The organism is Pseudomonas sp. UBA3149 (assembly GCF_002364655.1).
GTDB lineage: Bacteria > Pseudomonadota > Gammaproteobacteria > Pseudomonadales > Pseudomonadaceae > Chryseomonas > Chryseomonas luteola.
Genome location: NZ_DEYV01000002.1, coordinates 97156 through 107921, shown reverse-complemented (window position 1 = coordinate 107921; position 10766 = coordinate 97156). Strand labels below are relative to the sequence as shown.

8 protein-coding genes are annotated in these 10766 nt (G+C 54.6%); all 8 read left to right on the top strand.

Annotated features, from left to right (window positions below):
• Positions 1-1607, top strand: a 1607-nt coding sequence (locus B3729_RS00975) for an acyltransferase family protein (protein WP_286786787.1), incomplete at its 5' end; no start/stop codon positions are given.
• A gap of 500 nt (positions 1608-2107) precedes the next feature.
• Positions 2108-2992, top strand: coding sequence for an EamA family transporter (locus B3729_RS00970; RefSeq protein WP_286786786.1), 885 nt, complete (start codon positions 2108-2110; stop codon positions 2990-2992).
• A gap of 150 nt (positions 2993-3142) precedes the next feature.
• The gene (locus B3729_RS00965) at positions 3143-5593 is read left to right on the top strand and encodes an EAL domain-containing protein (RefSeq protein WP_286786785.1); all 2451 of its coding nucleotides are present in this window, start codon (positions 3143-3145) and stop codon (positions 5591-5593) included.
• Between the two features lie 194 nt (positions 5594-5787).
• Positions 5788-6192 carry an RNA polymerase-binding protein DksA gene (dksA, locus tag B3729_RS00960; protein ID WP_286786784.1) on the top strand — a complete coding sequence of 135 codons (405 nt, stop codon included), beginning with the start codon at positions 5788-5790 and terminating at the stop codon, positions 6190-6192.
• The gene (gene zigA, locus B3729_RS00955; RefSeq protein ID WP_286786783.1) at positions 6176-7414 is read left to right on the top strand and encodes a zinc metallochaperone GTPase ZigA; all 1239 of its coding nucleotides are present in this window, start codon (positions 6176-6178) and stop codon (positions 7412-7414) included. The genes dksA and zigA overlap by 17 nt, the downstream gene beginning before the upstream one ends.
• 188 nt (positions 7415-7602) lie before the next feature.
• Positions 7603-8673, top strand: a complete 1071-nt coding sequence (locus B3729_RS00950; RefSeq protein ID WP_409438661.1) for an ABC transporter substrate-binding protein — start codon at positions 7603-7605, stop codon at positions 8671-8673.
• The gene (locus B3729_RS00945; RefSeq protein WP_010798954.1) at positions 8670-9710 is read left to right on the top strand and encodes a FecCD family ABC transporter permease; all 1041 of its coding nucleotides are present in this window, start codon (positions 8670-8672) and stop codon (positions 9708-9710) included. The genes B3729_RS00950 and B3729_RS00945 overlap by 4 nt, the downstream gene beginning before the upstream one ends.
• Positions 9707-10468: an ABC transporter ATP-binding protein gene (locus B3729_RS00940; RefSeq protein WP_286786782.1), complete on the top strand. Its 762-nt coding sequence runs from the start codon at positions 9707-9709 to the stop codon at positions 10466-10468. Before B3729_RS00945 ends, B3729_RS00940 begins: the two co-directional genes overlap by 4 nt.
• Positions 10469-10766: the final 298 nt, after the last annotated feature.

The following is a 10766-nucleotide window of genomic DNA, read 5'->3' as shown; positions in this document are numbered from 1 at the left end:
TCTTTTTCAGAACTTCCTTAGGTAAACAACTGTTCAACTGGGCGATCCTTGCCGTACTGGTCGTTGCCATTGTCATCTCCGAGCTAGGCGCGCTATACAAGCCATTGTCCGCCTACTATCTCTTGCCGACACGGGCCTTTGAGCTGCTGATTGGAAGCGCTTTGGCCATGCACTGGAGAACACTGGGTAGTCCCGGCAAACACTTGTCTACCCTTGCAGGTCTGGCAGGTCTTGCTCTGATCCTGATACCGGCGTTGGTACTGGACAAGGCAAGTCCTTTCCCAGGGCTGAATGCACTCTGGCCATGCCTGGGAGCAGCATTGCTTATCTGGTCCGGCGGTCATCATCGTACCGTAGCGTCTCAGTTGTTGTCGTTGCGGCCGCTGGTGTTCATTGGCCTGATTTCCTATTCCTTGTATCTATGGCACTGGCCGCTGATCGCTTTTCATAACTATGTTCATGGAAAGATTACGGCGACAGATCAGATCATGCTGGTCAGCGTTTCCCTTGCGCTGGCATACCTCAGCTGGCGCTTCGTGGAGCAGCCTTTCCGTACTCAGATCAAATTCAAGCCGCAAAACACCTTCGCGTTTCTTTATCTCTTGCCGGTCCTGATGACAACGTCATTTCTGGTGATAGCTGCCAAGCTGGAAGGCTTTGCGTCCAGGTACGACAGTACGCTGCTGACAATGGATAAAAACGTCAAGGAAGTTTTCCCCAAGCTAAGGGCAGGCTGTTTCAACGGCGCGGACCTGTTGAATCCGTTATCTGCAGATCAGTGCAAACTCGGTGTTCAGGACAAGAAAGAAGTAGATGTTCTGCTGGTAGGTGATTCGCACGCCGGGGCAATTACCGGCATGATCGATGTCATGCTCAAGGAGGCCAACCTCCGCGGATACGATATAACCCGCTCCAATACTATCTACCTGCCAGGTGTGGCGGGTGTTCATGTGAACCCACGTCGCAATCACGTCGACAAGTCGATTGAGCTGACCTCCCCAGTCATCAGTAACCTGATTGAAAAGAGTCAGTTCAAGTACGTCATTCTGTCCGGGCGTTGGGCCATGTATCTGTATGGCTTGAACGAGCCGGGGATGACGGATTTCTACCGTATCCGCCCCGACGCGCCTAGTGACGACTTTATCGCCATGAACACGCTGCAGACCGGTCTTCAAAACGCAGTGGCCAAGATTGTGGCGTCTGGTGCTACGCCTGTCATTATTGAGGACGTTCCAGAAATGGGCGAAGACCTGCACCGCTGCGATATCAAGAAGCTGGCCTTCGAACTGGATGGCGACTGCTCTATTCCAGTCGTTGCGGTGAATGAGCGGCAAAAGGACTTCGACACGATTATCGATAACCTGAACAAGGTACATCCAGGCATTGTTGTGATCGACCCGAAAAGGGTGATCTGTGATACCGAACGCTGCTACTCGTCGCTCGAGAATGTACCGCTCTATATGGATGGGGATCACTTGAACACGGTCGGCTCCTCACTCATTGGGCGCAAATACATCACGGCTTATGGCAATCCGTTCAAGGTGCCTCAAGGTCTGCTGCAGACATCCAACGCTGCGAGCAGTCAATCCAGTACCGTTATACGATAGAAAGAAAATGGCCCGCCCAAACGGCGGGCCACATCAGACACTATCCTTAAAGCTGATTACCTGTTTTTAGCACCGATACTGTCTTGGTCAGTAGCACTCTTAAACAGGCTGGTATTATTGACTTCTAATGCCTTAGAAGTAGTTATCAAGTCTCGCTTAGCGTCGCTACCCGGTTTTTAAATCAGATAAGCTCAAAGCAAATAATGCGGGAAGGTGTAGGCATACGCAGCTCGCAGGGTCAAAGTTTCGCCTAGCCATGCGCAGCGTGTCGAACACACCAATAAAACGAAACGGGTATTGGACGCAATCAGCCAGAGCACGGCGTGCAACGACACGAATACCAGGCGCTCTCCCCTTACTGTTCGCCCTGAAATTCATCCAGCTGTATCTATAGTTACAAGGTGTTACCACCTAAGGTACAAACCATGGGGCCAGTCAGGGATGCCAGACCGGCTTTATTTCGCAGCCTGCGGCTGCCTCATCTGGATAACGGGTTGCACATGTCCCCTAAGGATCTGCTTCTAGCCCTGGTCGTCATTGTGGCGTGGGGTCTTAATTTCGTGGTTATCAAGATCGGACTGCATGGCGTACCTCCCATGCTGCTTGGCGCGCTACGCTTTACCCTGGCGGCCCTACCGGCAGTATTCTTCATCAAGCGGCCCGCCATTTCATGGAAATGGTTGCTGGCCTACGGCGCTACCATTTCATTGGGCCAGTTTTCCTTCTTGTTTTCGGCCATGTATGTGGGTATGCCGGCAGGCCTTGCCTCGCTGGTACTTCAAGCTCAGGCATTTTTTACGTTGCTGATGGCCGTTCTGTTTCTGGGCGAGCGCTTCCGCCCCCAGAACCTCATCGGCCTTATCATTGCTGCAGGTGGACTGATTTTCATTGGGATGGAAAGTGGCGGTAACCTGAGCGTATTGGGATTTGTCCTCACCCTCTGCGCGGCCGCCATGTGGGGGATGGGAAATATCGTCACCAAGCGTATTGGTCAGGTCGATATGCTGGGGCTGGTCGTATGGGGCAGCATTGTTCCACCGATCCCCTTTTACCTGCTGTCGTACTGGCTTGAAGGTCCTGACCGGATAGTCAGCGCCCTACAAGGGATCAGCACATCATCGATTCTGGCCGTCATTTATCTGGCCTTCATTGCAACCTTGCTGGGCTACTGCCTGTGGAGCCGTCTGCTCTCGCGTTATCCGGCAAGCCAGGTTGCACCGTTTTCGCTGCTGGTGCCGATTATCGGTATCGCTTCGGCAGCTGTATTTCTGGATGAGCAGCTCACGTCCTTCCAGCTGGTCGGTGCCCTGCTGGTCATGGGGGGCCTAGCAGTCAATGTGTTTGGTGGCCGTCTGTTTGCACCGCGGCAACGTGTATTGAACTGACACACCTGTTCCTGCTGTTTTCTTTAGCGAGCCGTCCTCCAGCGGTTCGCTTTTTTTTGTAAAAACCCGTAAATCCGGCAACAGTTAAACGCACCTTCCGCCGATACCTTTTCATCAAACTGCCACTTATGGCATTGCTGGAAAGGTTTCATGTTCAAACGTTCGAAAGCCACCAGCCAACGTACTCATCGAGTCGTATGGCCCTTCATCTTTATCGTCTGCCTGCAGGCGCTGGTGGCTGTTGCCAGTCTGAATCTGCTGTCGACTGTCAGAGGCTATGTGACGGCTGAGAGCTTATGGAGCAAAAGCTTGGGCAACGCCATGCTGGCGTTAAACACTTACATCGATACGGGCGAGCCGAGCCACTACCAGATGTTTCTCGACTACTTTAAGGTCAATCAGCTCGATCGGCAGGCGCGTGACCTGCTAGAGGCACGTGGCGACCCTGAAGAGGCGTATAAACTGCTGGTTGCGGCGGGCAATCACCCTGCTGATATGCCGGGTATGATCCGCCTGTTTCGCTGGGCTCATACTGTCGATCCACTTCGGCAAGTTATCAATCACTGGCATGTGACCGACCCTCATATGGATGAGCTTCAGGCTTTGGCTCAAACGGTGTACGCCCGCTCAGCGGACGCGTCGCTGCGGAACCGTGAGCACTGGAAGCAACAATTGCTCATGCTGCATAACCGTATGCTGCCGGAAACCATTGCCTTTTCTCGTGTGCTAGGGGAAGCCTCACGTCACTTCATTCACGTCCTGCTCCTTATCAATTTGGGAACCGCTCTGCTGCTGGTGGGCCTGACGACCTGGCGGATGCATACGCTGGTCATGCAGCGCCGCGCGTTCGAGCGGGCACTTCAAAAAGAGAAAGAATGGGCACAGATTATCCTCGCCTCTATCGTCGATGCCGTTATAGCAGTCAATGCCAATGGGCGTCTGGAATATCTCAATCCGGCCGCGGCGCGCCTGATTGGTCATACAGCGGAAGCGGCTGTAGGAAAGCCTGTCGATGCGCTACTGGATATCCAGACTGAAGACAGTGGCACCTCGACCCCAGTGCCTGTCAGCACTCGGCTATTTGCAGGCGAATGGCAATCCAGTGACGTAACCACGCACTACACCTTGCGCAGCAGTAACGGCAAGTCACTTCCCGTTGCCCTTGCCAGCGCTCCATTGGGACAGATGAATGGACAGGCGGGCGCTGTCCTGGTGTTGCATGACCGGACTCGCGAACGGGAATACCTTGATCAGCTGGCATGGCAGGCCGCTCACGATCCTTTGACAGGATTGCTTAACCGACGCGAGTTCGAGCGGCGGCTAACACTGCTGCTGGAAAACACACAGGACAAGCACGCGTCTCTGCTTTTTTTCGATATAGACCAGTTCAAGATCGTCAATGACACCACCGGCCACTTTCAGGGCGACCGCCTGCTGCTGCAGCTCTGCACCTCCCTTCAAAACTTCTTGAGTGCCAACGACACGCTGGCAAGACTGGGAGGTGATGAGTTTGGTGTATTGCTGGAAAACTGCACACCCGAGGCCGCCGAGGCCCTTGCCGAGCGCTTGCGGCTGCTGGCCCGCAGTCAGGACTTCCAGGCAGCAGGCCAATCCTTCAAGGTGGGCCTGAGCATCGGTATCGTCCATCTGGGCGGCCGGGAACTCAGTAGTGAAGATGCCCTACGCATGGCGGATCTTGCCTGCTATGCCGCCAAGGACAAAGGCCGCAACCGGATCCAGGTCTACACCTATGATGATAAGGAAATGACCCAGCGTCAGGGCGAAATGACCTGGGTGCAGCGAATTCACAAGGCGCTGGACGAGGATCGCTTCTGTCTGTACGCCCAGCCTATCTATGGAGTTGGCCCACAGACTGCACATGATCGCCATGTCGAGGTCCTGCTCCGGCTTCACGATGAACAAGGCACGCTGATAGGCCCGTTCGCGTTCATTCCTGCTGCCGAACGCTACGGCCTCATGGGGTTATTGGATCGTTGGGTCATCAACGAGGCCTTTGCTATCTGCGCCACCTTGCCGCCGAAGCTGTTAAGCGTATGCGCCATTAACCTGTCAGGCTCGTCATTGGGCGATATGTCCCTGATCGATTACATTCAGGATCGTTTGGCCCTGCACGCAGTTACGCCCAACCGGATCTGCTTTGAAATTACCGAAACCCACGCCATAGCCAACCTCAATGCCGCACGTACGTTTATCGAGACCCTAAGAGAGTTGGGTTTTCGCTTCTCTCTGGATGATTTTGGCGCAGGGATGTCTTCGTTCACATACCTCAAACATTTGCCGGTGGACTATCTCAAGATCGATGGCAGCTTTGTGAAAAACCTGCTGGAAGATCCGGTCGACCGAGCCACTGTTGATGTGATCAATCGTTTGGGTCATCTCACCGGCAAACGCACCATTGCCGAATTTGCAGAGACTTCCGCCATTATCGAGGCCTTGAAAGTGCTCGGCGTAGATTATGTACAGGGTTATGCCGTCTCCCACCCTCAGCCATTCACCCGTCAAATATGCGCTCAATGGGCTACCGAACTATGGGCGCCTGAGGAGCCTCAGGCAGACACAAAGCCTGTTCATTTCAACTGAATCCCTCACTGCCCCAACGGATCGGTTGGGGCACGTTGACGTCTGATGCGCTTCAAAGCGTGGTTACACTTATAGACTGGCTGCGTAGCTCGGCCTAACTGATCTCGCTACCGTAAAAGGCACAGCTGGAGAGGCATTGATTCGTCCTAAACGATCCTGTATTGTTATGTTATAACATATATAGGTTATTTTTCATGAACAAGCATGAGCTCATGGCACAACCTGTAGAAGCCTACATGAGTGAAGCCCAACAGGTTTTTTTCAAACAGAGGCTGGAGACCGAACGGAAAGAGTTGTCTCGCCAGATCGATGCCGAATTCCAGGCCCTACGAACGCTTGAGTATTCTGCAGATGCCGCGGACATCGCCACCCGGGAAGAGCAGCAGCAGTGGCAGCTACGCCAACTGGAGCGCCAGAAAAAGCTGATCGACAAGATCGACGCCGCTCTCGATCGCTTGGCTCAAGGTACCTACGGCTGGTGCGAGGAAACGGGTGAGCCCATAGGCCTTGGCCGGCTCCTGCTACGCCCGACAGCCACCCTTTGTATCGAAGCCAAGCAACGACAGGAACAACGTGAACGCCATGTCCGCCAGGATTGATCCCTCCCTTTATCTTTCTTCATTGCCTGTAACGGTACTGTCCGGCTTTCTGGGTGCCGGCAAGAGCACCTTGCTGAACCATATCCTTAAAAACCGTGAAAACCGGCGGGTTGCGGTCATCGTTAACGACATGAGCGAAGTCAATATCGACGGAAGCGAAGTGCAACGTGACGTCAGCCTCAATCGCGCGGAAGAAAAACTGATCGAAATGAGCAATGGCTGCATCTGTTGCACGCTGCGTGAAGACCTGCTTGAAGAGGTCAGCCGCTTGGCACGCGAAGGCCGCTTCGACTATCTGCTCATCGAGTCGACTGGCATTTCCGAGCCGCTTCCGGTTGCCGAGACGTTTACCTTCCGAGACGAACAGGGTACCAGTCTTGCCGATCTCGCACGGCTCGACACATTGGTCACCGTTGTAGATGGTGTCAACTTTCTGCAGGATTACCAGAATGCCGACAGCCTGGCTTCGCGCGGTGAGACGTTGGGTGACGATGATGAGCGCTCCATTACCGACTTGCTAATTGAGCAGGTAGAGTTTGCAGACGTCATTCTGATCAGCAAGATAGACCTGATCAGCCAGGCCGAACGCGAAGAACTCGTTGCGATTCTGAAGCGACTCAATACCCATGCCCGTATTCATTCAATGGTAATGGGTGACGTCCCACTGGACATGATTCTCAACACCGGCCTTTTCGATTTTGAACGCGCCGCACATGCGCCGGGCTGGCTCAAGGAAATGCGTGGCGAGCATATTCCTGAAACGCAGGAGTATGGCATTGCCTCTACGTCCTATAAGGCACGCCGCCCCTTTCATCCCCAACGTTTCTTCGACTTTCTGAATCAGGATTGGCATAACGGCCGACTGCTTCGCTCCAAAGGATACTTCTGGCTGGCCTCCAAGCCAGAAGAAGCCGGTAGCTGGTCTCAGGCGGGAGGGCTTATGCGCCATGGCCCGGCGGGCCAATGGTGGCGCTTCGTCCCTAAAACGTCCTGGCCTCAGGATGAAGAAAGCCTGGCGAGCATCATGGCTTGCTGGAACCCGGAGGTAGGTGACTGCCGCCAGGAACTCGTGTTTATCGGTCAGAATGTGGACTTCAACCTATTGAAGAATGAGCTTGACTGTTGCCTGCTAACCGATCAGGAGTTTGCACTAAGGTCGCACGTCTGGCGTACTTGGCCCGATCCTTTTGGGGACTGGACAGACGATCAGGCAACCAACTGATCGGACACCACAGTAGATTGTAGAAGCGTGCTTCGCTCTTTCATGCCGAGCATTACTTGGTCGCACCGTTGTGAATGAGTGTAGAACCTGCCTTAAACCCTTTACGTTATTCAGGCTCAAGCATGGATAGCGGCTTGAGGGTTATCATGGGCGTTTAATGGGACGTGTCATCCCTTACAAGGAATATCATGCGGTTTGCTTGCGTTAAATCGGCGATGCCTGCTCGTCGACTCATTCCACTGCTGGGATTACTTCTGGTATCAGTCACCTCATTTACCAGCGTTGCCTTGGCTGAAAACCATACGACCTATCCGCTTACCGTGACAAATTGCAGACATACACTGACCTTTGCGGATTCGCCCAAGCGAGCCGTTACGCTGGGACAGGCCAGTACAGAGTTGTTGCTCTCACTGGGTCTGGCTGATCGAATGGTGGGAACAGGCATCTGGTTCGGTCCGGTTCAGACCAGCCTCAAGGCCGATAACGATAAGATCCCTCGGCTTGCTGATAACGCACCCAGCTTTGAAGCGGTCGCCAACACATCGCCGGATTTCGTCGCTGCGCAATACACCTACCATGTTGGTCCGAATGGCGAAGTGGCCACGTTCGAACAGCTGGCGTCACTGGGTATCCCTGCTTATATAGCGCCGAGCGATTGCGAGGGGAAAGAGGTAACGGCTACGTCCAATGCCGACGGTAGCCGCACCAAACCGTTCACGCTCGATCTAATAGCCCAGGAAATCCACGAGCTTGCACGTATTTTTGATGTCCAGGCGCGCGGGGATGCCCTAGCCCATCAGTTGGATGAGCGCTTGAAGCAGGCTATTGCCCAAGCCGGGCAACACAAGCATATGCCTCAGTCGGTCGTGTACTGGTTTTCCAGCTCACGCCTGGAAGGTGATCCATGGGTAGCCGGTCAGCAGGGTGTCCCGGCGTATATTTCAGAGGTGCTCGGCCTGAATAACGTTATCCAGAGCAACGATGAATGGCCCAGCGTCAGCTGGGAGCAGATTGCCGCCCAGGATCCGGATCTGCTTGTCATCACGCGGATGGAGAGACGCCTCTATCCGGCAGACGATGTGGAGAAAAAACTTGCCTTTCTTCGCAGCGATCCCGTAACACGTCAGCTCAAGGCCGTCCGGAATAATCAGATTATCGTTGTGGATGCGCAGTCACTTAATCCTTCGATGCGCGTTCTGGACGGTATCGAGGCGATTTCCAATGCTCTGGAAACGTCTCACTCCAGGCCAGTCCAATGATACAACCGCTGTCCAATGATCGCGGCAGGCCCTGGCGCCTGCTGTTTGCGTTGCTGTCACTGGTTTCGCTGGGCGTTTCGATATTAATGGCGGCATCGCTGGGAGAAATGCAGATTCCCTTCGATATTACGTTGAAGGCCATCCTCAATGGGCTGGGCTGGGGAGACTATGCACTTAACCCAATTCAGCAGGGCATTGTCTGGGAATATCGACTGAGCCGCGCTCTGGTCGCTGCATCTTGCGGTGCCGGATTGGCATTATGCGGTGCGATTCTGCAAGCTCTCCTACGCAATGCGCTGGCCGAACCCTACGTGCTGGGCATTTCGGCGGGTGCGTCTACCGGAGCGGTTGTCGTTATGTTGCTGGGCATAGGTGCCGGCACCCTAAGTCTCTCAGTTGGGGCATTCCTAGGTGCAGTGCTGGCCTTCGTACTGGTTCTGCTTCTGGCAGCAAAGCTCAACAGTGGACCGACCCGCATTTTGCTGGCAGGCGTAGCAGGTTCCCAGCTTTTCAACGCCCTGACGGCGTATATCGTGTCGACGTCCGCCAACGCCGAGCAGGCTCGAAGCGTGATGTTCTGGCTCCTGGGGAGTCTGGGCGGTATCCGCTGGCCGGACGTCACCCTAGCCGTGGGTGCGGTCGGCATTGGCCTGGTAGCCTGTCTGTTTTTTGCCCGTACGCTGGATGCGTTCTCGTTTGGTGAAGAAACCGCAGCCTCTCTGGGTGTTCCGGTAATCGCCGTGCGCCTGATTCTTTTTGCGCTGACAGCACTGATTACCGCTACGATGGTCAGCCTTGTAGGCGCGGTAGGGTTTGTAGGCCTGGTCATTCCCCATGCCGCACGCTTTCTGGTAGGTCCGTCGCACACTCGACTTCTGCCCGCATCCATTTTGCTGGGTGCCAATTTTCTCGTGCTGGCGGATATCGTCTCTCGCATACTGGTTCCCCATCAGGTCCTGCCTATCGGGGTCGTGACCGCGCTGGTAGGTGCGCCGGCCTTTGCGCTGATCCTGTATCGTACGAGGACATCACCATGACCCTGGCTGCACATCGCGTCTCCTGGTCGGTGAGTCGTCGCCTGCTGGTGGATGGCGTAACGCTGGAAATTCCCAAGGGAGGCGTCATAGGTCTGATCGGCCCTAATGGGTCGGGAAAATCTTCGCTGCTCCGGTTGCTGGCAGGCTTGCGCACCCCTACGGACGGCAGCGTCACGCTGGATAACGACCCCGTAAGCCGCCTGCCTCGCCGTACGGTGGCGCGGCGAATCGCTATGGTCGAGCAGCACGCTTCGACCGAAGCTGACCTATCGGTCCTGGAAACGGTACGCCTGGGCAGAACGCCTCACCGCACGGTACTCTCGCCCTGGACAGCCAGGGATAACCAAGTGGTGGAGCAAGCGCTACAGCATGTTGGCATGCACAACAGCCGGCATCAGCGTTGGCACACGCTTTCCGGTGGTGAGCGCCAGCGGGTACAGATTGCTCGCGCCCTGGCCCAAGAGCCAACCGAACTGTTGCTGGACGAGCCGACCAACCATCTGGATATCCAGCATCAGCTCGAGCTGCTTTCACTGATTCACCGTCTTCCACTGACCTGCGTCCTGGCCATCCATGATCTGAACCTGGCGGCTATGTTTTGCGATACGCTGGCCGTTCTACACAAAGGCCGCTGCATTGCCTCGGGACGGCCGCAAGAGGTGCTTACGGCAGAGCTTATCCATTCGGTGTATGGCGTCAGAGCAGAGGTAGCCCCCTCCGCCTATCACGGAAGACTGCATATTCAATACCTGATATGAGTCGCGCCACGTCTCAAGTATCGACGGGCCGGAATAACGCCTGCCTGTCAGCCTGAACCATAGCCAGTTTAAACAGCCATCTCACCCTGTGTATGTCTTCTTTATCCGAATGATACAGCCAGTACCGTCACCATCGCCAACCCAATCGGCAATGCTGCATTACAAGATCGCTTGTAAAAATTACGTGAAAAAAATGTCTAATCTTTGTGGACGAATCTGAAAACGGGATCTTTTTGAGTGAAAGGAATCACACTCTCAAAAGCTTATTGGCTTTAAAAGGAACTAACCCCATTTTTGC